General features: G+C 71.1%; 22 protein-coding genes. 13 read left to right on the top strand and 9 right to left on the bottom strand.

The window, feature by feature from the left end:
• Positions 1 to 116 precede the first annotated feature (116 nt).
• Both FBY35_RS26660 and FBY35_RS26655 read left to right on the top strand, forming a co-directional pair.
• Positions 117 to 860: a VWA domain-containing protein gene (locus FBY35_RS26660; RefSeq protein WP_142216510.1), complete on the top strand. Its 744-nt coding sequence runs from the start codon at positions 117 to 119 to the stop codon at positions 858 to 860.
• The gene (locus FBY35_RS26655; protein ID WP_142216509.1) at positions 857 to 1,420 is read left to right on the top strand and encodes a HutD family protein; all 564 of its coding nucleotides are present in this window, start codon (positions 857 to 859) and stop codon (positions 1,418 to 1,420) included. Before FBY35_RS26660 ends, FBY35_RS26655 begins: the two co-directional genes overlap by 4 nt.
• A 38-nt stretch (positions 1,421 to 1,458) precedes the next feature.
• Here the strand turns inward: FBY35_RS26655 and FBY35_RS26650 are convergent, their stop codons facing one another.
• Together FBY35_RS26650 and FBY35_RS26645 are read right to left on the bottom strand one after the other, a co-directional pair.
• Entirely contained in the window at positions 1,459 to 2,475 is a 1,017-nt protein-coding gene (locus FBY35_RS26650; RefSeq protein ID WP_142216508.1) for an acyl-CoA dehydrogenase family protein, read from the bottom strand.
• Entirely contained in the window at positions 2,475 to 3,620 is a 1,146-nt protein-coding gene (locus FBY35_RS26645) for an acyl-CoA dehydrogenase family protein (RefSeq protein ID WP_142216507.1), read from the bottom strand. Before FBY35_RS26645 ends, FBY35_RS26650 begins: the two co-directional genes overlap by 1 nt.
• Before the next feature lie 46 nt (positions 3,621 to 3,666).
• Here FBY35_RS26645 and FBY35_RS26640 point away from each other — a divergent pair, with 46 nt between their 5' ends.
• The 5 genes from FBY35_RS26640 (at position 3,667) to FBY35_RS26620 (ending at position 8,557) form a co-directional block, all read left to right on the top strand.
• A complete protein-coding gene (locus FBY35_RS26640; protein WP_142216506.1) occupies positions 3,667 to 4,455 on the top strand; it encodes an SDR family oxidoreductase in 789 nt (262 codons plus the stop codon).
• 259 nt (positions 4,456 to 4,714) lie between these two features.
• A complete protein-coding gene (locus tag FBY35_RS26635; RefSeq protein ID WP_142216505.1) occupies positions 4,715 to 5,332 on the top strand; it encodes a TetR/AcrR family transcriptional regulator in 618 nt (205 codons plus the stop codon).
• Between the two features lie 16 nt (positions 5,333 to 5,348).
• Positions 5,349 to 6,506, top strand: coding sequence for an acetyl-CoA C-acetyltransferase (locus FBY35_RS26630; RefSeq protein WP_142216504.1), 1,158 nt, complete (start codon positions 5,349 to 5,351; stop codon positions 6,504 to 6,506).
• Between the two features lie 198 nt (positions 6,507 to 6,704).
• Positions 6,705 to 6,908, top strand: a complete 204-nt coding sequence (locus FBY35_RS26625) for a cold-shock protein (protein ID WP_003969786.1) — start codon at positions 6,705 to 6,707, stop codon at positions 6,906 to 6,908.
• A gap of 95 nt (positions 6,909 to 7,003) precedes the next feature.
• Complete coding sequence (locus FBY35_RS26620) at positions 7,004 to 8,557, top strand: DEAD/DEAH box helicase (RefSeq protein ID WP_142216503.1); 1,554 nt, start codon at positions 7,004 to 7,006, stop codon at positions 8,555 to 8,557.
• A 175-nt stretch (positions 8,558 to 8,732) separates the two neighbouring features.
• Here the strand turns inward: FBY35_RS26620 and FBY35_RS26615 are convergent, their stop codons facing one another.
• From FBY35_RS26615 to FBY35_RS26600, 4 genes are read right to left on the bottom strand one after another with little or no spacing between them, the layout of a single operon-like run.
• Positions 8,733 to 9,779, bottom strand: coding sequence for a nitronate monooxygenase family protein (locus FBY35_RS26615; protein ID WP_142216502.1), 1,047 nt, complete (start codon positions 9,777 to 9,779; stop codon positions 8,733 to 8,735).
• Positions 9,779 to 10,492 carry a CoA-transferase subunit beta gene (locus tag FBY35_RS26610; protein ID WP_313904710.1) on the bottom strand — a complete coding sequence of 238 codons (714 nt, stop codon included), beginning with the start codon at positions 10,490 to 10,492 and terminating at the stop codon, positions 9,779 to 9,781. The genes FBY35_RS26615 and FBY35_RS26610 overlap by 1 nt, the downstream gene beginning before the upstream one ends.
• Positions 10,489 to 11,340: a CoA transferase subunit A gene (locus FBY35_RS26605; protein WP_142216501.1), complete on the bottom strand. Its 852-nt coding sequence runs from the start codon at positions 11,338 to 11,340 to the stop codon at positions 10,489 to 10,491. Before FBY35_RS26605 ends, FBY35_RS26610 begins: the two co-directional genes overlap by 4 nt.
• A complete protein-coding gene (locus tag FBY35_RS26600) occupies positions 11,337 to 12,098 on the bottom strand; it encodes an enoyl-CoA hydratase family protein (RefSeq protein WP_142216500.1) in 762 nt (253 codons plus the stop codon). Before FBY35_RS26600 ends, FBY35_RS26605 begins: the two co-directional genes overlap by 4 nt.
• 57 nt (positions 12,099 to 12,155) lie before the next feature.
• On the opposite strand from FBY35_RS26600, the gene FBY35_RS26595 reads away from it, so the two are divergent.
• The 4 genes from FBY35_RS26595 to FBY35_RS26580 all read left to right on the top strand — a co-directional run bounded on the left by FBY35_RS26595 (position 12,156) and on the right by FBY35_RS26580 (position 14,755).
• A complete protein-coding gene (locus FBY35_RS26595) occupies positions 12,156 to 12,908 on the top strand; it encodes an SDR family oxidoreductase (RefSeq protein ID WP_142216499.1) in 753 nt (250 codons plus the stop codon).
• A gap of 1 nt (position 12,909) precedes the next feature.
• On the top strand, positions 12,910 to 13,833 hold the full coding sequence (locus FBY35_RS26590) for an SDR family oxidoreductase (RefSeq protein WP_142216498.1): 924 nt from the start codon (positions 12,910 to 12,912) through the stop codon (positions 13,831 to 13,833).
• 115 nt (positions 13,834 to 13,948) lie between these two features.
• Positions 13,949 to 14,350 (top strand): ribonuclease domain-containing protein, encoded by a 402-nt coding sequence (locus FBY35_RS26585; protein ID WP_142216497.1) that lies wholly within the window; start codon positions 13,949 to 13,951, stop codon positions 14,348 to 14,350.
• A gap of 18 nt (positions 14,351 to 14,368) precedes the next feature.
• A complete protein-coding gene (locus FBY35_RS26580) occupies positions 14,369 to 14,755 on the top strand; it encodes a barstar family protein (RefSeq protein ID WP_142216496.1) in 387 nt (128 codons plus the stop codon).
• 18 nt (positions 14,756 to 14,773) lie between these two features.
• On the opposite strand, the gene FBY35_RS26575 is transcribed toward FBY35_RS26580, so the two are convergent.
• A complete protein-coding gene (locus FBY35_RS26575; RefSeq protein ID WP_142216495.1) occupies positions 14,774 to 16,282 on the bottom strand; it encodes an ankyrin repeat domain-containing protein in 1,509 nt (502 codons plus the stop codon).
• Between the two features lie 23 nt (positions 16,283 to 16,305).
• Positions 16,306 to 17,214, bottom strand: a complete 909-nt coding sequence (locus tag FBY35_RS26570; RefSeq protein ID WP_142218180.1) for a hypothetical protein — start codon at positions 17,212 to 17,214, stop codon at positions 16,306 to 16,308.
• A 222-nt stretch (positions 17,215 to 17,436) separates the two neighbouring features.
• Between FBY35_RS26570 and FBY35_RS26565 the strand changes: the two genes are divergently transcribed.
• On the top strand, positions 17,437 to 18,210 hold the full coding sequence (locus tag FBY35_RS26565) for a trypsin-like serine protease (protein ID WP_142216494.1): 774 nt from the start codon (positions 17,437 to 17,439) through the stop codon (positions 18,208 to 18,210).
• Positions 18,211 to 18,293: 83 nt separating this feature from the next.
• On the opposite strand, the gene FBY35_RS26560 is transcribed toward FBY35_RS26565, so the two are convergent.
• Positions 18,294 to 20,033: a beta-galactosidase family protein gene (locus tag FBY35_RS26560; RefSeq protein WP_142216493.1), complete on the bottom strand. Its 1,740-nt coding sequence runs from the start codon at positions 20,031 to 20,033 to the stop codon at positions 18,294 to 18,296.
• Between the two features lie 132 nt (positions 20,034 to 20,165).
• Between FBY35_RS26560 and FBY35_RS26555 the strand changes: the two genes are divergently transcribed.
• Positions 20,166 to 21,044 (top strand): AraC family transcriptional regulator, encoded by an 879-nt coding sequence (locus FBY35_RS26555; protein ID WP_142216492.1) that lies wholly within the window; start codon positions 20,166 to 20,168, stop codon positions 21,042 to 21,044.
• Positions 21,045 to 21,073: the final 29 nt, after the last annotated feature.

Below are 21,073 nucleotides of genomic sequence, written 5' to 3'. Positions count from 1 at the left end.
GGCGTCCGCCCTGTCCCCGACCGGACATGGGGCGGGCGCCACGGTGCGTTCGGACGGGTCGTTCCGGGTGAAGGTAATCTCGGCACACCGTCACAGCCGTCGAACGGAGCCGCTTCATGGCCGCAGCGCCCACCACCGCAGGACCGGCCATCAGCCTCCGTAAGATCGAGGAGCGGGCGCCGGCGCTCGTCAGCCTCTACAAGAGCGCGGGCGTATCGCTCCAGAAGCACGGCCTCGGCGGCGGGCGCGCCGCGGTCTATCTGGTGCTGGACTACTCCGGCTCCATGAAGGAGTACTACAAGGACGGCAGCGTGCAGGCGCTCGCCGACCGTGTGCTCGGTCTTGCGGCCAACCTGGACGACGACGGCTGTGTGCCGGTCGTCTTCTTCTCCACCGACATCGACGCGGTCACGGACATCGCCCTCGACAACCACCGCGGCCGGGTCGACGAGATCGTGGCGGGCCTCGGCCACATGGGCAAGACCAGTTACCACCTGGCCATGGACGCGGTCATAGACCACTACATCGACAGCGGCTCGACCGCCCCCGCGCTCGTCGTCTTCCAGACGGACGGCGGCCCGATCAGCAAGCACGCGGCGGAGCGCTATCTGTGCAAGGCGGCGAAGCTGCCGCTGTTCTGGCAGTTCATCGGTTTCGGCAACAAGCGCAGCTCGCAGTTCGACTTCCTGCACAAGCTCGACGAACTCGCCGTCCCCGCCAAGCGCGTTGTCGACAACGCGGGCTTCTTCCATGCCGGACTCGATCCGCGCCAGGTCCCCGACTCCGAGCTGTACGACCGGCTGGTCTCCGAATTCCCGCTCTGGCTGGCCGCCGCACGCGCGCAAGGCATCGTGCGATGACGCTACGGGTGCTGCGCGCCGCGGACCGCAAGGCCGTGCCGTGGAAGAACGGCGGCGGCGTCACCCGCGAGATCGCCGTGTCGCCCGAGGGCGCCGGGACGGACGACTTCGACTGGCGGATCAGCCTCGCGGACGTCGGAACGGACGGTCCGTTCTCCGTCTTCCCCGGCGTGGACCGGATCCTGACCGTCGTCGAGGGCGCGGGCATGGACCTCGCGGTCGGCGGACAGCGCACCGTGGCCGACGAGCGCTACCGGCCCTACCGGTTCCCCGGCGATGTGGAGACCGACGGCCGCCTCGTCGACGGCCGGACCGTCGTCAACTTCAACGTCATGCACCGCAGGGGCCGTACGGCCTGCCTGACCTCGGTGGTGCGCGGAGGACTGCTGGTCGCGGTGGAGCCGGGCTCGACGGTCGTGATCGTCGCGCTGGACGGGCCATCGGTCCTCAAGGAGGCGCACGTGACACTCGGTCCGTACGACGCGGCGGTGCTGACCCAGTCGCCGGGATCACTGCACACGGAGGGGCACGCGGCGGTCGTCACCCTGCGCAGCGGCTGAGCGGTGTCCCCGAGCCGGTGCGCGCAGGTGAATCCCCCTCAGCCCGCGAGTACCCGCGCGCGGCAGTGGGCGGGCGTGCCCCAGGCGTCGCGCAGTGGACGGGCCTTGCGCAGCCAGAGCGAGAGGTCGAACTCGTCGGTGTAGCCGACCGCGCCGTGCAGCTGGAGTGCTGCACGAGCGGCTGCGTACGCCGCCTCGCCTGCGGTGACCTTCGCGGCGGCGATATCGGCGGTAGCCATGGACAGGGCGGCCCCGTACAGCAGCGGCCGGGCGAATTCGAGCCCTATCAGGGTGTCCGCCAGCCGGTGCTTGACGGCCTGGAAGGAGCCGACGGGGACGCCGAACTGTGTGCGCTGTTTGACATACGCGACGGTCCGGTCGAGTAGGGCGAGCCCGACGCCGAGCGCCTGCGCCGCGGTGACCAGTCGCGCGACGTCCCCGGCGTACGCGGCTGCCCGGGCGACCTCGACACCGTCGGCGACGACCTCGCCCCCTGCCGCGGGCACGGCCAGCCGACGGGCGGGATCGGCGGACACGCGCACAGGGCCGTGCCCGGGAGCGATACGCAAAGAGGAGGCCGGGCCCGCTCCGGGCCCGGGCGCGGCGCCGGCCTCCGAAACCACCAGAGTCATACCTGCCACATCCGCGTCCAGCGCGTACGGTCCCCGTCCCCGTATCGCCAGCGTCGCCGTCGACTCGCCCGTCACAAGCCCCGGCAGCAGACGCTTCGCCGGGCCCGCCTCCCCCGAATCCGCCAGCCGGGTCAGCAGCGCCGCGGCCGCGACCGTCTCCACCACCGGGCCGGGCACCGCATGCCGGCCCAACGCGGCGAAAGCCACCACCAGTTCGACCGGCAGCGGCCCCACCCCCTCGTACGCCTCCGGCGCGGCGAGCGCGAACACCCCCGCCTCGGCGAGGCGCGACCACAGCGCCAGACCCGGAGCGGGGTCTCCCGCGGCCCAGGCGCGGGCGGCCGCCGGAGCGTTCGCCGACGTCAGCATCGCGTCCAGCGAGTCCCCGAACGCCCGCTGTTCATCGGTGAGCAGGAAACGCATCAGCGGCGGCCCTTCGGAAGGCCGAGCAAACGCTCGGCGATGATGTCGCGCTGGATCTCGTTCGTACCGGCGTAGATGGGGCCGGCCAGCGCGAAGACATACCCCTCGGCCCATTCGCCGTCCGCCAACTCCCCGTCCGCGCCCAGCAGATCGAGAGCCGTCTCGTGCAGGGCGATGTCGTACTGCGACCAGAAGACCTTGTTCAGGCTGGACTCCGCGCCGATGCTCGCGCCCGAGGCGAAGCGCGAGGCGCTCGCGTAGGTGAAGAGCTGATACGCCCGCGCGCCGATCACCGCGTCCGCCACCCGGTCGCGCAGCGCGGAGTCGGCCGGATCGCCCGACGAGCGCCACTGCCGCCCGAGACGGTCCGCCGCGGCGAGGAAACGGCCGGGGGAGCGCAGGGTGAGGCCCCGCTCGTTGCCCGTCGTGGACATCGCGATCCGCCAGCCCTGCCCCGGCTCACCGATCACGTCCTCGTCGGGGACGAAGACGCCGTCGAGGAAGAGCTCGGCGAAGGCGGGCCTGCCGTCGATGCGGCCGATGGGCCGCACGGTCACGCCCGGCGCCGAGAGGTCGAACATCAGATACGTCAGGCCCTGATGCGGCTTCGGGGCATCGGGGTCGGTACGGAAGATGCCGAAGGCCCGGTCGGCGAACGCGGCCCGCGACGACCAGGTCTTCTGCCCGCTCAGCAGCCAGCCGCCGTCCGTGCGCACCGCACGCGACGTCAGCGATGCGAGATCGGAACCGGACTCGGGCTCCGACCATGCCTGCGCCCAGATGACCTCGCCGCTCGCCATCGCGGGCAGCACGCGGGCGCGCTGCCCCTCGGTGGCGTGGTCGAAGAGGGTGGGCGCCAGGAGATTGATTCCGTTCTGCGAGACCCGCCCCGGCGCTCCCGCCGCGTAGTACTCCTCCTCGAAGAGGAGCCAGTGGAAGAGGTCGACGCCCCGGCCGCCGTACCGCCGTGGCCAGGAGACGACCGACCAGCGGTCCGCGGACAGCCGCGCCTCCCATGCGCGGTGCGCCGCGAAGCCCTCCTCGGTCTCCAGGGAGGGCAGCGGCTCGGCGGGCACGTTCGCGGTGAGCCAGGCGCGGGCCTCGGCGCGGAAGGCTTCCTCGCCGGCGGAGCGATGCAGGTCCATTCACCCATCCTTCCCTAACAAGTGTTTGGTAGGTTAACGTGCTGCCGTGACGGACAACAGGGCGCAGTACGTACCGGGTCATGGCCTGCTGAACGGCCGTACCGCCGTGATCACCGCCGCGGCAGGCGCCGGTATCGGCGGCGCCACCGCCCGCAGATTCCTGGAGGAGGGCGCGCGCATCGTCATCAGCGACGCGCACACGCGCAGGCTGAAGGAGAGCGAGGAGGCGCTGGCCGGGGAGTTCGGCGCCGGCGCGGTGGCGTCACTGCCCTGCGACGTCACCGACGAGTCCCAGGTCCGGGCGCTGTTCTGCAAGGCCGCGGAGGAGCACGGCGGCCTGGACATCGTCGTCAACAACGCCGGGCTCGGCGGGACCGCCGCACTGGTCGACATGAGCGACGAGCAGTGGGGCACGGTCCTCGACGTCACACTGGGCGGCACGTTCCGCTGCACCCGCGCCGCCCTGCGCTCCTTCCGCGACACCGGCCGCCGCGGTGTGATCGTCAACAACTCATCCGTCGTCGGCTGGCGCGCCCAGGCCGGCCAGGCCCACTACGCCGCCGCCAAGGCCGGAGTCATGGCGCTCACGCGCTGCGCGGCGATCGAGGCGGCGGAATACGGCGTACGCGTCAACGCCGTGGCCCCCAGCCTCGCCATGCACCCGCACCTGGTGAAGGTCACCTCGGCCGGGCTGCTGGAGGAGCTGACGGCCAAGGAGGCATTCGGGCGGTACGCCGAGCCGTGGGAGATCGCCAACACCATCGTCTTCCTGGCCAGCGCCTACTCCTCGTACCTGACCGGCGAGGTCCTCTCCGTCAGCAGTCAGCGCGCGTAGGGGGTGTCTTTCGGATCTTGCCGGGCTCGCGTGCCCTGGCACGCACTCCCCCGTCGCCCTTCGGGCACGGGAGGTGCCCCCACGCTGCGTTGCGTCAGTCGCCAATGCTCCGCAGTGGCTCTCCCCCTGCCTTCGGCGGGGGGACCCCCATCCTCCGCCTTGCAACTGCACGCGCCGCAGTGACATCAGCCGCTCCGCAGCGGGCCGCTCACTGATCCGGCCTGATCCAAAAGACACCCCCTAGGACCACAATGGGCACGTGCCGACTGACAGCAAGAAGAAGACCCAGGTGACCGCCTCGCCCGAGCGCCGCCGCGAACTCCTCGACACCGCCGCCGAGGTGTTCGCCGCGCAGGGCTACAACGCCACCACCGTCCGCAAGATCGCGGACCAGGCGGGAATGCTCGCCGGCAGCCTCTACTACCACTTCGATTCCAAGGAATCGATGCTCGATGAGATCCTCTCCACCTTCCTGGACGAGCTGTGGCAGGGATACGACACCGTGCTCGCCGCCGGGCTCGGGCCCAGGGAGACCATCGAGGCGCTCGTCACCGAGTCCTTCCGGGAGATCGACCGGCACCGCGCCGCCGTCGCGATCTACCAGAAGGAGTCCAGGCACCTCGCCGCTCAGCCCCGTTTCCACTACCTCACCGACTCGCAGCAGAAGTTCGAGAAGGCATGGCTCGGCACCCTGGAGCGCGGGGTCGCGGACCAGGTCTTCCGCGCCGACCTGGACGTCCGGCTCACCTACCGGTTCGTACGCGACACCGTCTGGGTCGCCGCGTCCTGGTACCGGCCCGGTGGACAGCACAGCCCGGAGGAGATCGCCCGCCAGTACCTGTCGATGGTGCTGGACGGTATCGCCGTACGCAGATGAACCGAGGGGAGCAGTCATGGCCGAGGCCTACATAGTCGAAGCGGTACGCACACCGGTGGGCAGGCGCAAGGGCGGACTGTCCGGTGTCCACCCGGCGGATCTGGGTGCGCACGTGCTGCGGGCCCTGGTCGAGCGCTCCGGAGTCGACCCCACCGCCGTCGAGGACGTCGTCTTCGGCTGCCTGGACACGGTGGGCCCGCAGGCCGGTGACATCGCCCGTACGGCATGGCTGGCGGCGGGGCTGCCCGAGGAGGTGCCGGGCGTGACGATCGACCGCCAGTGCGGCTCGTCCCAGCAGGCCGTGCACTTCGCCGCGCAGGGCGTGCTCTCCGGCACCCAGGACCTGGTCGTCGCAGGCGGCGTCCAGAACATGACGCAGATCCCGATCGCGTTCGCGTCCCGGCAGGCGGCCGAGCCGCTCGGACTGACCGAGGGCCCCTTCGCGGGCAGCGAGGGCTGGCGCGCCCGGTACGACGCCCGGCCCGTCAACCAGTTCCACGGCGCGCAGCTGATCGCCGAGAAGTGGGGGATCTCGCGCCGCGCCATGGAGGAGTTCGCGCTCACCTCCCACCAGCGGGCTGTCCGGGCGATCGACGAGGGCCGATTCGAGCGGGAACTCGTGGCGTACGGAGAGGTCACCGTCGACGAGGGCCCGCGCCGCGACACCACCCTGGAGAAGATGGCGGCTCTCAGGCCGGTCCTCGAGGGCGGCACCATCACGGCGGCATGCTCCTCCCAGGTCTCGGACGGCGCGGCGGCCCTGCTGATCGCGAGCGAGCGTGCCGTCGCCGGGCACGGACTGCGGCCGCGGGCGCGTATCCATCACCTGTCCGTGCGGGGCGAGGACCCCATCCGGATGCTTTCGGCCCCCATCCCGGCCACCGCATACGCGCTGAAGAAGGCCGGCATGTCGATCGACGACATCGACCTGGTCGAGATCAACGAGGCCTTCGCGCCCGTGGTCCTCGCCTGGCTGAAGGAGACCGGTGCCGACCCCGGCAAGGTCAACGTCAACGGCGGGGCCATCGCGCTCGGCCATCCACTGGGCGCCACAGGCGTGAAGCTGATGACCACGCTGCTCCATGAACTGGAGCGGACGCAGGGGCGGTACGGGCTGCAAACGATGTGTGAAGGGGGAGGCCAGGCCAACGTCACGATCATCGAACGGCTGTGAACGCGAGCCTTTCGGGGGCGGACATGCTACGGTGAGGGCGTTGCAGTTTTGGTACCCATGAACTTTGTGTGCGCCTGACGGGAATGCTTCCTCAGGCGCACATTATTGTTTCCGGCTTCTCCGGATGGGGGTCAATGCTAGCGACGGGAAATTCACGAGGTGTGAGTTTCCGGCTTGCCCCTGTTTTAGGAGAATGACATGGCTACTGGAACCGTGAAGTGGTTCAACTCGGAAAAGGGCTTCGGCTTCATCGAGCAGGACGGCGGCGGCGCCGACGTCTTCGCCCACTACTCCAACATCGCCACCTCTGGCTTCCGTGAGCTGCAGGAGGGCCAGAAGGTCTCCTTCGACGTCACGCAGGGCCAGAAGGGCCCGCAGGCGGAGAACATCGTCCCGGCCTAATTGCCTGACGCGTATCTCGCAGCCGGGGCCCGCACCTTCAAGGTGCGGGCCCCGGCTTGTGTGCTGTCCCACATGCCCAGGAGGGCAATATCCGCATGACTCGCTCCGAACGCCCGGCCGGCCCGACGACGCGAAAGCGCCCGGTCAATTCCCGCTCCAAGGGCCCGGCGAAGGGCTCCGGCAAGGCTCCCGCCCGCAAGGTGGCGCCTCCGCAGGAATTCACACTGCCGGAAACCATCACCCCCGCGCTGCCCGCCGTCGAGGCGTTCGACGAGCTGGACATGCCGGCCGCCCTGATGAAGACCCTTGTGGCCCAGGGCGTGACCGAGCCCTTCCCGATCCAGGCCGCGACCCTGCCGAACTCGCTTGCAGGACGCGACATCCTCGGCCGCGGGCGCACCGGCTCCGGCAAGACCCTCGCTTTCGGGCTCGCGCTGCTCGCCCGTACCGCGGGACGGCGCGCCGAGTCCAAGGCACCGCTGGCGCTCGTACTCGTACCGACGCGTGAGCTCGCACAGCAGGTCACCGACGCGCTGGCCCCGTACGCGACCTCCGTGCAGCTTCGCATCGCCACCGTCGTCGGCGGCCTGTCGATCACCAAGCAGTCGGGCGCGCTGCGACGCGGCGCCGAAGTGCTGGTGGCCACGCCGGGGCGGCTCAAGGACCTCATAGAGCGCGGTGACTGCGTACTCGACCAGGTGGCGATCACCGTCCTGGACGAGGCCGACCAGATGGCCGACATGGGCTTCATGCCGCAGGTCACGGCGCTGCTCAAGCAGGTCGAGGCGGGCGGTCAGCGGATGCTGTTCTCGGCGACGCTGGACAAGAACATCGACCGGCTCGTACGGATGTTCCTCACGGATCCCGTCGTGCACTCCGTCGACCCGTCCGCCGGCGCCGTCACCACGATGGAGCACCATGTGCTGCACGTCGCGGACGAGACCGACAAGAAGGCAGTCGCCGTGCGCATCGCCGCCCGTGACGGCAGGGTGATCCTCTTCGTCGACACCAAGCGCTCCGCCGACCGCTTCGCCAAGCGGCTCCTCGCCAGTGGCGTACGGGCCGCCGCCCTGCACGGCGGCCGCTCGCAGCCGCAGCGCAACCGCACCCTCGACCAGTTCAAGAACGGGCAGGTCACCGCCCTGGTCGCGACCAACGTGGCCGCCCGCGGCATCCATGTCGACGACCTTGACCTGGTCGTGAACGTCGACCCGCCCGTGGACCACAAGGACTACCTGCACCGCGGCGGGCGTACCGCGCGGGCGGGCGAGTCCGGCAGTGTCGTCACGCTGGTGCTGCCCGAGCAGCGGCGCGAGATGACCCGCCTGATGGCGGACGCGGGCATCAGTCCGCGCTCGGCCCGGGTCAAGTCCAGCGACGAGGAGCTCAGCCGCATCACCGGCGCGCGCGAGCCGTCCGGCGTCGCGGTCACCATCGAGGTGCCGCAGCCGGTCGTGCAGCAGCAGCGGCCGCAGCGGCGGCGGGCGCAGACGCCGGGGCAGGGTGCGCAGGGCAGTGGCGGCGGCCGCAGCCGTGGGCGGCGCGGTGGTGGCGGCCAGGGTGCCGGTGGCGGTCAGGGTGGCCAGGCCCGCCAGGGGGGTCGCCCGACGCGGGGCGGCGCGCAGGGTGGGCGGCGGACGGCGGCCTAACCGGTGCGGCGGGGTGTGCTTTTCCCTCACCCCGCCCTCCTCCTACGGCCCGGCGGCCGTGGGAGGTACCTCCATCCCGTGACTGGGGGCAAGCCCCCCAGACCTCCGGTACGGCCTTGAGCCGTGGACGAAGTCTGGGGGAGTTCGAGGCGCGGGGTCCGGGGCGGAGCCCCAGTCAGGCCCGCGGCAGCGCGCCCAGTACCCGACCCGCCTCCGACATCACCCGCCCCACCAGCTCCTCGCAGCTCGGCAAGTCCTCGATCAGCCCTGCGACCTGCCCCGACGCCATCACGCCCAGATCCGTGCGGCCCTCGACCATCGAGGCCCTCAGCAGCATCGGGGTGTTCGCGGCCAGCAGGACCTGGCTCCAGGTCAGGTCCTTGCCGTGCTTCATGGCCAGGCCGTCGCGGATCATCCGCGACCATGACAGGCCCGAGATCTTCCTGAAGCCGGCGGCCCTGCGCACAGCCTGTGCCAGTGCTCGCGTACGGCCGGCACCTTCCAGGGCGTCGACGAGTTCGCTCCGGAGCATCCGGTGCGGCAGACCGTCCACCGCGGTGGTGACGGTGACGTCCCTGACCGTCGCGGCCAGGTACTTCGCCTTGACGGCGTCCGGCACCGTCGAGTCCGACGTGAGCAGGAAGCGCGTGCCCATCGCGATGCCCGCCGCCCCGTAGGCAAGCGCCGCGACCAGGCCGCGTCCGTCGTGGAAGCCGCCCGCCGCGACGACCGGGATGCCGACGGCGTCGACAACCTGCGGGAGCAGGACGGTCGTTGCCACGTCACCGGTATGGCCCCCGCCCTCGCCGCCCTGGACGATCACCGCGTCCGCGCCCCACGCCGCCACCTTCTCGGCATGCCTCCGCGCTCCGATCGAGGGGATCACGATCACCCCCGCGTCCTTCAGCTCGGCGATCAGGTCGCGGGACGGCGCAAGGGCGAAGGAGGCGACACGGACCCCCTCGTCGATGATGATCCGTACGCGATCGCGCGCATCGCCCGCGTCCGCCCGCAGATTGACGCCGAAGGGCGCGTCCGTCCTGGAGGCGACCTCGCGCACGGACCGGCGCAGCTCGTCGACGGTCATCGTCGCCGAGGCGAGGATGCCGAGCGCGCCCGCACGGGCCGTCGCCGAGACCAGGCGCGGGCCCGCCACCCAGCCCATGCCGGTCTGCACGATGGGGTGCCTGATGCCGGTGAGTTTTGTCAGGGCCGTCTCCATCAGGCCCTGACCTCGCGCTCGCGCAGAGCCTTCGGGTCGATCACCTCACGGATCAGGCGCAGTTCGGCGGCGGTCGGCTCCCGCGTGTACGGGACACGGTCGGGGATCGTGAGCGCGAAGCCGGTGGCTTCCTGGATCCGTTCCACCGTGACACCCGGGTGCACGGACGCGAGCCGCATCGAGCGGTCATCGGTCTCGAAGTCGAAGACGCCGAGGTCGCTGACCACCCGCGGGATGCGGTGGTGGCGCGCACCGGCCGCACGGTCGTAGCCGACGCCGCAGACCATGTCGACGCGTTCGACGAAGACCCGCGGGGAGTGCCGGGGCACCCAGTAACTCACCGGATTATTCAGGGTGTTGACGGGCGCTCCGCGCACGCCGAGGAGCTGGCGCGTGGGCCGCTCCCACGCTCCGATGCAGGAGATGTTCTGGTTTCCGTAGCGGTCGATCTGGCTCGCGCCCATCATCACGTGCCGCTTGCCGCCGGTCACCAGCGCGAGGTGCTGCCGGTAGGGCAGCCAGCCCTCCGTCGTCCCGTCCGGGCCGACGAGCATCGCCTCGCCGTCCGTCATCAGGAGGTCGGGGGAGAAGGTCCGTGCGGCCAGCCGGGCGCCGACGGACGGGATCAGCCCCATCGGGCTGGCCAGCACCTCGCCGTTGTTCCGCCAGGCCTCGGCGCAGGCGATCACGCAGTATTCGGAACGACTGATCACTGCTGCTCCTTGTGCCAGAGCCGGACGGCCACCTGGTAGTCGTGCTCGCTCGTGCCGGACAGGAACCGCTGGGCGAACTCCGTCCAGGGGGTGGTCGCATACAGCTTCTGGAACGGCTCGTCGCGGCCGTGGTCGGGGACGCAGGAGGTGAAGTGCGCGCCGTTCGGCGTCTCGACCACTCCGGTGACCGAGTGCCGTTTGACCAGCAGGGTCTGAGGGGCGGCGGCCTCGGTCAGCTCGGCGGTCTCGACCAGCTGCTGGCAGGAGAGATACGCGGTGTCGGCGGCCTCGCAGAACAGATCGTCGAAGTAGGGGTCGGGGCCCAGGTACTGGCCGTTGCCGAGCCGGTCGGCACGGTTGAGGTGGACCAGCGCGGCGTCCGTCCGCAGGGCCGGTACGGCCACGAACTCCTCGCCGTCCTCGTACGGCGAAGTGACCGTGCGCAGCTCGGGGTTGACCCGCATCACGTCCGAGCCGAGGCCCGCGCGGACGGGGAGGAAGGGCAGCCGGTTGGCGGCGGCGTGCAGGCCCCACATGAACATCGCCTCGTCGATCTCGGTGAGGGCGAAGTCGCCGCGTTCGCGGGCGGCGCGGTAGTGCGGTTCGAGCGGGATCGAGTCGAGGGTGACGAAGGGCGTGACGAGTCTGCGGATGCGGCCTGCGGCGGCGAGGAGGCCGATGTCGGGGCCACCGTAGGAGACGACGGTGAGATCAGTGATCTCCGTACGGAGCAGCGCTCGCACCAGTGCCATGGGCTTACGGCGCGAGCCCCAGCCGCCGATGCCGATCGTCATCCCGCTGCGGAGGCGGGAGGCGACGTCGTCGGGCGTCATCGTCTTGTCGGTCACGCTCCATCCTCCTTGTGGGTCGCTGCGCCGAAGGTGTCGCGGACGCGGCCGGCGACCCCGCTGAGGTTGGCCTCGAAGGTGAAGCCCTGCTCGAAGCGGTAGCTGCGGCGTACGTCGACGGGGTCGATGCCGTTGATGGCGGCTTTGGCCAGCCGGATGAGCAGGCCGTCCTTCCGTGCGATCTCCCGGGCCAGCTCCAGGGCGGCGTCCGCCACTTCGCCGCGCGGGACGACCTTCCAGACCGAGCCGTGGGCGTGCAGTTCCTGCGCGGTCGCGGTGCGCGAGGTGTAGTACAGCGCGCGCATCAGATGCTGGGGGACGAGCCGGGCGAGATGGGTGGCCGCGCCGAGTGCGCCCCGGTCCAGCTCCGGCAGTCCGAAGACGGCGTCGTCACTTGCGACGATCGCGTCCGCGTTGCCGGCGAGGCCGACACCGCCGCCCAGGCAGTAGCCGTCCACGGCCGCGACGACGGGCACCTCGCACTCGTAGACGGCGGCGAAGGCCTCGTAACAGCCGCGGTTGGCGCCGATGAGGGCGGAGTGTCCGCTGTCGCGCTGTATCTCCTTGATGTCGACGCCCGCGTTGAAGCCGCGGCCCGCGGCGGCCAGGACGACGCAGCGGACCTCGGGGTCCCGGCCCGCCGCGCGCAGGGCGTCGGCGAGGTCGTACCAGCCCTGTACGGGAAGGGCGTTGACGGGTGGGAAGTCGACCGTGACGGTACAGATGCCCTTCTGGGGGCGTGCGGTGGAGACACCCATGAGCGGAATCAGCTACCTTTCCACCAAACATTTGTTAGGTGAGGAAGGTAGCAGCCGATGGAGCTGGACGGGAGGGTGGCTGTCGTCACCGGCGGCACGCGCGGTGTCGGCGCCGGAATCGCCCGCGCGTTCCTGCGGGCGGGCGCGAAGGTGGTGGTCTGTGCCCGGCGACCGCCGGAAGTGCCCCTCTCCGGGGCCGAGTTCGTCCCCCTCGACCTGCGCGATCCGGCGGCCGTGGCGACGTTCTTCGACGGGGTCGTGGTCCGGCACGGCCGGCTGGACACCCTTGTCAACAACGCGGGTGGCACGCCGTACCGCCTCCTCGGGGAAGCGGACGCGGACCGGCACGCCCGCGTGATCGAGCTCAACCTCACCGCACCGCTGACCGCCTCGCTCGCGGCCCACGGACACCTGCGGACCAACCGCGGCTCGATCGTGATGATCGGCAGCGTCAGCGGTGGACGCCCCTCGCCCGGCACGGCCGCGTACGGGGCGGCGAAAGCCGGACTGGTGAGCCTGGCCCGTTCCATGGCCGTGGAGTGGGCCCCCGAGGTGCGGGTGAACACCCTGGTCCTCGGCATGGTCCGCACCGAACTGTCCCATCTGCACTACGGGGACGAGGAGGGCATCGCCGCGGTCGGCCGGACCATTCCGCTGGGGCGGCTGGCCGAACCCTCGGAGGTCGGTGACGCGGCGGTGTTCCTCGCGTCGCAGCGGGCGGCGTACATCAGCGGCGCCTCACTTCTGGTGCACGGCGGCGGGGAGCGCCCCGCCTTCCTCGATGCCGCAACTGTCAACAAGGAGACATGAGATGACTGGCAGTGCCATCCCGGGGGACAATCCCCGGACCCCCGGCAAGAACATCTGCGACGGGCGAGTGGTGATCGTGACGGGTGCGGGGCGCGGACTCGGCCGGGCGCACGCGCTCGCCTTCGCCGCCGAAGGCGCCAAGGTCGTCGTCAACGACCTGGGCGTCGGCCTCGACGGGCAGGGCGGATCGAGCGGACCGGCCCGCAACGTCGTCGAGGAGATCCGGTCGCTCGGCGGCCAGGCCGTCGCGCACGGCGGTGACATCGCGACGGGTGAGGGCGCGGCCTCTTTGATCGACGCCGCGCTGGGGACCTACGGACGGCTCGACACCCTGGTCAACAACGCGGGCTTCCTGCGCGACCGGATGCTCGTCAACCTCGACGAGGACGACTGGGACGCCGTGATGCGGGTCCATGTGAAGGGCCACTTCCTGCCGCTCAAGCACGCCGCCGCGCACTGGCGCTCCGAGGCCCGGTCGGGTCGTCCGGTGGCGGCGCGCGTCGTCAACACCACGTCCGGGGCAGGGCTGTTGGGCAGCGTGGGCCAGGGCAACTACGCGGCGGCCAAGGCCGGGATCATCGGCCTGACCCTGGTCGCGGCGGCCGAGATGGGCCGCTACGGAGTCCAGGTCAACGCCATCGCGCCGGCGGCCCGGACCAGGATGACCGAGGAGACCTTCGCCGGTCTTTCCGCCCTGCCCGAGGATGTCTCGCCGCTCGTCGTCTGGCTCGGCTCTGCGGCCAGTACGGGCGTGACCGGCCGTGTCTTCGAGGCCGAGGCGGGCCGTATCACCGTCATGGAGGGCTGGCGGCCGGGCCCCACGGCCGACAACAGAGCGCGCTGGAGTCCTGCCGAAGCGGGCGAAGCCGCGCTGAAGCTGCTGGCGGACGCCGAGCCTCCGGGACCTGTGTACGGCGTGCGGTAGCCGCGCGGACAGAATGTGAAGACGGGCGTCCACCGGCTCATTGCCCGGTTAACTCCCGGAAAATTCAGCCCAGTTGGCGTTGACGCGTCAAGGTCTACGCGCATCAATAGTGCGTATGCGAATCCCCCCACGAATCGCCACCCTCGGTGGCATCGCTGCCCTCGCCTCCACCCTTCTTATCGGTGGACAGGCCACGGCCACCCCCACGGTCGCCCCCACGACCGCGGCCGCCGTCGGTGACATCTGCTACTCCGACCTCCCCTCCCAGGCGCACGACACCCTCGACCTGATCAAGCAGGGCGGGCCGTTCCCGTACGACCAGGACGGCACCGTCTTCTCGAACCGCGAAGAGGTCCTGCCCTCGCACTCCTCCGGCTACTACCACGAGTACACCGTCATCACCCCGGGCTCCCCGAACCGCGGCGCCCGCCGCATCGTCACGGGCAGCTCGGCCAAGGAGGACTACTACACCGCCAACCACTACGCCTCGTTCGACCTCGTCAACTACAGCTGCTGACCCGGTATCCTCCGCCCCGTGACCAGGACCTATGTGATCGACGGGGCGGAGGTCACCGGCCTCGCCGCCTTCTGGCGAGTGATCGGCGAAGCCGTGAACGGGCCCGGCGGCTACTTCGGCCGCAATCTCGACTCCTTCGCGGACTGTCTCAGCGGCGGCATGGGAACACCGGACGACGGCGACTTCGTCATCGAGTGGCACGACCACGAACGCTCCCGTGCGGCGCTGGGGCGGGAGGAAACCGTACGACAGCTTCAGCTGCGGCTGGCGCGGTGCCACCCGGCGAACAGGACCACGGTCCAGGAGCAGTTGGACCGGGCGAAGGACGGCATCGGCACGACCGTCTTCGACTGGCTGGTGGAGATCATGGAGGAGCGGGCGCCCGGGGCCCTGCGCCTGATGTGAGCTCTGCGACGAGCACGATCAGCGGTAGCGCGGTGCGGTCTGCTCCAGCCGCCGCCTGAGTATGTCGTCATGTATGTGCCGTACCGCTTCCGTGGCCGCCTCGCGCGCGTACCCGTCCGGGTCCGCATCGGCGAGGATGCGCGCCAAGGTCGCCTCCGCGCGCGGATCCTGACGGATCGCCAGTCCCCGGGCCGCCTCGGCCGCCGTGTCCGCATCGCTGTCCGTCAGCCGCGCCGCCAGCGCCTCCCGGATCTCGCGCGTATCGGCTTCCACGTCCGCGAGCGCCGTCGTCGCCCAGTCCCTGACATGGGGGTCGGCGTCCCGGCTCAGCGTGATCAGCGTTCCGATGCCCTCGGCGTGATCGCCCGGGACGAGCCCGAACAGTGAGAGGGCCACCTGGTTGCGCACCTCGGCGTCCGGATGCCCGGCATGGCGGAGGATCTCCGGAAGCGCGGCCGGATCCCCGTGGTGACCGAGCCCGAGCACGACCGCCTGGATCAGCTCCGGCTCCCGGGCCTCCCTGGACAGTTCGCGCAGCAGCGGCAGCGAGCGGGCGGCGAACGGGCGCACGTTCTCGTCCCCGAAGCCCAGTTGAGCCAGCACGTCCGCCGCGAACGCCTGGCGCATCGGGTCGTCGCTCGCACACCACGCGGCCGCCGCCTGGAAGGTCTCCTCGTCGCCGCGGCCCCACAGCGCCATCACCGACTCGACCCAGTCGTCCTGTTCGGGATCACCGCAGCGCAGGGCCCGCTCGGCCAGCTGAGCGTACGGAGTCTGGATCTCCAGCTGCCCTTCGAGCAGCGTGACGATGGCCGCGTGGCCGGTCTGCTGCTCACTGCCCGCCCTCGGTTCGCCGTCCCGGAGCAGCTCGACGACGACGGTCACCCCGCCGTCCTCCTCGATCCGGCGGGCGACCGTCTCGTACTCCCCGCCGTTCCCGTACGCCCTGAGCAGCCCCTCGCGCAGCTCGCTCTCCACATCGCGGGCGAGCCACCGCCGGGCCTCCGCGAGCGCCGCCTCCTTCGCCTTGGCGCCGTGCCGCAGCAGGGCCCGCACGGTCGAGGGGGAACCGCGGCGGGCGGCGATCACCAGCGGCCTCTCGCCGCCGGGTCCCTCGAGATCGGGGTCGGCGCCGTACTCCAGCAGAGCCTCCGCCGTCGCGGCGTGGCCCAGCGTCACCGCCCAGCGCAGTGCCGTGAAGCCGTACGCCTCCGGCTGGTCGGGGCGGGCGCCCGCGGCCAGCAGCGCCCGTACCACGTCGGTGTGTCCGCCGACCGCTGCCCCGCACAGCGGCAGATCCCCGCCTTCGGGGCCCGAGCCCCGTCCGGGGTCGGCGCCCGCGGCCAGCAGCAGCCGCACGATGCCCGCTTCGTCGCTCACCGCCGCCCGGTAGAGCGGAGTCTGCCCCTCGTCGTCGGTGACGTCCGGGGGGACTTTGGCCCGCAGCAGTGCCACGACGGAGTCCTGCGCGCCGCTGTACACCGCTTCGAACATCTCGCGGGCGCCCGCCGCCGGCTCTTTCGTCATATTTCGAGCCTACGGAAGGTCGGTCAGGTGTCGCATTCGAGAACGGTGCGGCACAGCCCGCAGCGGGCCCGTACCCGCCCGCGTACGGGGACGCGGATGCGCTGGTGGCAGGTGGGGCAGGGGAAGGAGACGCACAGCCCGTCCGGCCGGTGCTCGAAGGCGTACGCGGACGACTCGGCCTCCCGCGGGTTTGCGGCGGACCGCCCTTGCTGCTCCAGGGCGTGGCGGCGTTCCTTGGCATAGCGGTGGCGGCCCATCCGGCCGGCCGTGGTCAGCGGTGGCTGCTGGGCGTCGTGCAGGGCCATCACGCGGCCCTTGGTGTACGCGGTGTAACCCTGCGGACTGGTGAACCAGGGCGAGGGGTCCTCGCCGAAGGCGAGCGCCCGCTTGGCCAGGACGTACCCGAACTCCTCGGGCGTGAGATAGCCCAGCTTCTGGCTGGAGACGCCGTCCTCCCGGAAGGCGTCGAGCAGCAGCCAGCCCGCGCCGAGGTAGGTGGTCGCGGTGTCGGTGAGGATCTCGTTGTCGCGCGTGCCGGGGAAGGACAGGTCGAGCCGGTGCAGCAGCACATGCATGATCTCGTGGGCGAGAGCCGCCCCGATGTCCCTGCGATGCGTGCGGAAGCGGTCGTTGAGCTCGATGAAGTACTCCGGCCCTCCGACGAGTTCGACGCTCGCTGCATGGTGCATCTCGCGGAAGCTCACGACCATCCGGGCGTCAGGCAGCCGCAGATGCTGGACCAGGGCATGGGCGACCCGCTGGGCGCCGAGGTGGAGATCGTCGTGGTCGGCGAAGGCGACGTCGGCCGGCAGCACGCTGGGCGCGTAGGAGTGCACACCGTCGGGCGAGATCCGCTTGTACAGAGCGGTGATCGCCGCCCGCACGGTGTCGAGGTGCGGGTAGCCGCGTACGACCTCGCTGTCCTTCGCCACCACGTCCCGTACCCCCCATGCACCACGGTCGGCCGCTTTCAACTCTACGGGCAGGCCGGGGCGAATCCCCGCCCGTGAGGCTGGCCGAAAAGTGTTCCTTGTGGCCCGGATGATCCATTCCCCATAATCCGGACCACGCTTTGTCGGGCCCATGTCAGCGTGCCGCAATGCTGCCTGGATCCGTGCGGGCGTACATCTCAACCCCCCACGAAAGGCAGTCAGTTGAAGAAGAACATCGTTCGCGCGCTCCAGAGATGCGCCGCCGCAGGCGCCGTCGTCCTCGCCGCGATCAGCCTCCAGCCCACCTCCGCCTCGGCCGCCACGCCTCCTGTCGTCGGCGGCACCCGCGCCGCCCAGGGCGAGTTCCCGTTCATGGTCCGGCTCTCCATGGGCTGCGGCGGCGCGCTCTACACCAAGCAGATCGTGCTCACGGCCGCGCACTGTGTGAGCGGCTCCGGCAACAACACCGGCATCACCGCGACCGCGGGCGTCGTCGACCTGCAGAGCTCCCGCGCCATCAAGGTCAAGTCGACCAAGGTCCTCCAGGCTCCCGGCTACAACGGCACGGGCAAGGACTGGGCGCTGATCAAGCTCGCCAAGCCGATCGACCTGCCCACCCTCAAGATCGCAGACACCAAGGCCTACGACAACGGCACCTTCACGGTCGCCGGCTGGGGAGCGGCCCGCGAGGGCGGCGGCCAGCAGCGCTACCTCCGCAAGGCCCAGGTGCCCTTCGTCTCCGACGCAAGCTGCAAGCAGGCGTACCCCGAGCTCGTGGCCGGCGAGGAGATCTGCGCCGGGTTCCAGCAGGGCGGCGTCGACACCTGCCAGGGTGACTCCGGCGGCCCGATGTTCCGCAAGGACAACAACAACGCGTGGATCCAGGTCGGCATCGTCAGCTGGGGCGAGGGCTGCGCGCGGCCCGACTACCCGGGTGTCTACACCGAGGTGTCCACCTTCGCGGCGGCCATCAAGTCCGCGGCGGCCAAGCTTTAGTAGGTGAGAGTGGGGCAGGTGCCGGGCGCACTGGTCCGGCACCTGGTCCTCCACAGGCTGACCTGCCCCTTCACGGTGAGGAATCAGCCCAGCCACAACGAACCTCCCGCCCCCTCCACCTCCAGCACCCAGACCTCGTTGTCACCCTCCCGCACCACCGGCCCCGGCACGAAGAGCGACCGCTGGGGGCCCACCGCCCAGTACCGCCCCAGGCAGAAGCCGTTCACCCACACGAACCCCCGCGTCCAGCCGGGGAGTTCAAGCCGCGCATCCCCCGCCGCGGCCGCCTCGAACGAGCCCCGGTACAGGCCCGCCGCCCCGCCCTCGGGCGCCCGGAAGGGCACCTTCTCCACCGCCGCCGGCTCGAACGCGGCCAGCCGCAGCCCCCGCGCACGTACACCGTGCAGATACTGCCTCTCGTGCAGCACCCCGCCCGTGATGCCCTTGGATTCTCCCGTCCGCGGCCCGTAGTTGACCCGACCCAGCGACTCCACCCACAGCTCGACCGACGCGGGCCCGGCCACCGGCTCCGCGAGGGCCTCGTACTCGCCGCTCAGTACGCCCGCCGCGACCCCGTCGACGTACACGACGGCCCGGTCCCGCAGGCCCGCGACGCTCAGCGGATTCGGCCGGCGCGGGCCCGGAACAGCCACCCGGTAGCGGACCAGACCGCGGTCCACGCCCAGTTCCTCGAACGTGGGCGGCACGGGAGCCTCCACCTCGTCGTCGCCGAGCGCCTCCAGCACATCAGCGAGCGGCGCCCACCCGCGCAGGTCCGCCCGCAGCCGCGCGCCCAGGACGGCGGGCTCGGGCGGCAGTTCGGGCAGCGGCCCGTCGTGATGGCGCGCAAGGATCTCCCGGAGCCTGAAGAACTTCTCCGTAGGACGCCCGGCCTCGTCGATCGGCGCGTCGTAGTCGTAGGAGGTGACGGTCGGCTCCAGTTCGAGATCCTGGAGATCGCCCGTACGGTTCGCCCCCGCCCAGCCCGCGAAGTTCGTTCCGCCGTGCGCCATGTACACATTGACCGACGCGCCCGCGTCGAGGATCTCCCGCAGCGCGGCCGCCGTGTCCGCGGGCCTGCGTTCGACATGGTCCTCGCCCCAGTGATCGAACCAGCCGCACCAGAACTCCATGCACATCAGCGGACCGGCCGGCCGGTGGCGGCGCAGTGTGCCGAAGGCCTCCCGGGCCCCGGACCCGAAGTTCACCGTCGCGAGCACACCCGGCATCGAGCCACCGGTGAGCATATGGTCCTCGGGCCCGTCGGACGTGCACAGCGGCACACTCACCCCGCAGCCCCCCAGCAGGTCCACGAGATGGCGCAGATAGCTCTGGTCGGTGCCGTAGCTGCCGTACTCGTTCTCGACCTGCACCATGATCACCGGGCCGCCCAGCGTGATCTGCCGCTCCACGACCTGCGGCAGGAGCCGGGTGAACCAGCGCTCCACATGCCCCAGATACTCGGCGTCCTCGGTACGCACACGCCGTCCGAGCCTCCCGGTCAGCCAGTGCGGCAGCCCGCCGTTCTCCCACTCGGCACAGATGTACGGACCCGGCCGCACGATCGCCCACAGCCCCGCCCGGTGCGCGGCGTCCAGGAACCGGCCCAGCGCGTCCGCGTCGGCGTACCGGCCGGGCTCCGGCTCGTGAAGGTTCCAGGGGACGTATGTCTCGACGCAGTTGAGACCCATGGCCCGCAGCATCGCCAGCCGGTGGTCCCACTGCTCCTCGTGCACCCGGAAGTAGTGCAGCGCGCCCGACAACAGCCGCACGGGCCGCCCGTCCATCAGGAAGTCCGTATCACCCACCGTGAACTCAGCCATGTATCGCCCCTCACCTGGTCCCGTACCGCGACCAACCATCGCCCCCTGGCGGCGAGCCGGTCCATGGACAAAGATCGGCGCTGTTTGGACGCAACGCAGGCACCCGGAGCCCGGGGAAGGGGCGGCAAGCGGATGTACCACACCTGGATGCGCTACTTCACCCCGAGCCCCGTCCATCACCGCCTCGGCCTGGCGTGCCTCGGCGTCGGCCTCCAGCACGGCGTCCTGCCCACCGTCGGACCCCGCACCCTGGACCATCACGTCGCCGTCGTGATCAGCGCGGGCAGCGGCTGGTTCCGCGCCCCCGACGGGCGGCGCACTACCATCACAGCGCCCGCGCTGCTCTGGCTCACCCCCGGCGTCCCGCACCACTACGGCCCCGATCCGGTCGGCGGCTGGGACGAGAGCTTCGTCGACTTCACCGGGCCCGCCACGGCCACCTACACCGAACTGGGCTACATAGAGCCCGACCGGCCCGTCGTCCCCCTCTGCGACACCGCGGGCGCCCGTGCCGCCGTCGGCCGCATCGCCCGGGCCGCGCGCCGCGGCAACCCCCTCCTGGAGGTCGAGACCGGCGCCGCCGTCCACGAACTGCTCGTGGCCCTGCGCCGCGCCCGCGCCGACACCACCGCCGAGGGCGATCCGGTGCTCACCGCGCTGGCCCGCGACGCCTTCCGGCCGCTCTCCGTCGCCGAGCACGCCGCCCGGCACGGAATGACCCCCGCCGAACTGCGCACCGCCGTGCGCCGCGGCGCGGGATGCAGCCCCAAGGACTACCTCCTCGGCATCCGCCTCGGCCGGGCCAAGGAACTCCTCGCCGCCACCGAACTCCCGGTCGCCGCGATCGCCCGACGGGTCGGCTACGAGGACCCGGCGTACTTCTCCCGCCTCTTCACCCGCCGCGTCGGCATCGCGCCCATCCGCTTCCGCGAGCAGCAGGGCCGCACCGTCCCCGGCGGCTGGAGCAACCAGATCCCGGACCCCGAGCACCCGCCGACGATCACCACCTGATCATGGGGTGACCACCAGGTGATCGCCAC

It is taken from the genome of Streptomyces sp. SLBN-118 (assembly GCF_006715635.1).
Classification (GTDB): domain Bacteria; phylum Actinomycetota; class Actinomycetes; order Streptomycetales; family Streptomycetaceae; genus Streptomyces.
This window is presented reverse-complemented; position numbering and strand designations above follow the sequence as displayed.

What these genes read in the sequence shown, in the direction of transcription:
- FBY35_RS26660 (WP_142216510.1), top strand. Translation starts at nt 117, where the DNA reads ATGGCCGCAGCGCCCACCACCGCAGGACCGGCCATCAGCCTCCGTAAG.
- FBY35_RS26655 (WP_142216509.1), top strand. Translation starts at nt 857, where the DNA reads ATGACGCTACGGGTGCTGCGCGCCGCGGACCGCAAGGCCGTGCCGTGG.
- FBY35_RS26650 (WP_142216508.1), bottom strand. Translation starts at nt 2,475, where the DNA reads ATGCGTTTCCTGCTCACCGATGAACAGCGGGCGTTCGGGGACTCGCTG.
- FBY35_RS26645 (WP_142216507.1), bottom strand. Translation starts at nt 3,620, where the DNA reads ATGGACCTGCATCGCTCCGCCGGCGAGGAAGCCTTCCGCGCCGAGGCC.
- FBY35_RS26630 (WP_142216504.1), top strand. Translation starts at nt 5,349, where the DNA reads ATGGCCGAGGCCTACATAGTCGAAGCGGTACGCACACCGGTGGGCAGG.
- FBY35_RS26625 (WP_003969786.1), top strand. Translation starts at nt 6,705, where the DNA reads ATGGCTACTGGAACCGTGAAGTGGTTCAACTCGGAAAAGGGCTTCGGC.
- FBY35_RS26620 (WP_142216503.1), top strand. Translation starts at nt 7,004, where the DNA reads ATGACTCGCTCCGAACGCCCGGCCGGCCCGACGACGCGAAAGCGCCCG.
- FBY35_RS26615 (WP_142216502.1), bottom strand. Translation starts at nt 9,779, where the DNA reads ATGGAGACGGCCCTGACAAAACTCACCGGCATCAGGCACCCCATCGTG.
- FBY35_RS26600 (WP_142216500.1), bottom strand. Translation starts at nt 12,098, where the DNA reads ATGGGTGTCTCCACCGCACGCCCCCAGAAGGGCATCTGTACCGTCACG.
- FBY35_RS26595 (WP_142216499.1), top strand. Translation starts at nt 12,156, where the DNA reads ATGGAGCTGGACGGGAGGGTGGCTGTCGTCACCGGCGGCACGCGCGGT.
- FBY35_RS26590 (WP_142216498.1), top strand. Translation starts at nt 12,910, where the DNA reads ATGACTGGCAGTGCCATCCCGGGGGACAATCCCCGGACCCCCGGCAAG.
- FBY35_RS26585 (WP_142216497.1), top strand. Translation starts at nt 13,949, where the DNA reads ATGCGAATCCCCCCACGAATCGCCACCCTCGGTGGCATCGCTGCCCTC.
- FBY35_RS26575 (WP_142216495.1), bottom strand. Translation starts at nt 16,282, where the DNA reads ATGACGAAAGAGCCGGCGGCGGGCGCCCGCGAGATGTTCGAAGCGGTG.
- FBY35_RS26560 (WP_142216493.1), bottom strand. Translation starts at nt 20,033, where the DNA reads ATGGCTGAGTTCACGGTGGGTGATACGGACTTCCTGATGGACGGGCGG.
- FBY35_RS26555 (WP_142216492.1), top strand. Translation starts at nt 20,166, where the DNA reads ATGTACCACACCTGGATGCGCTACTTCACCCCGAGCCCCGTCCATCAC.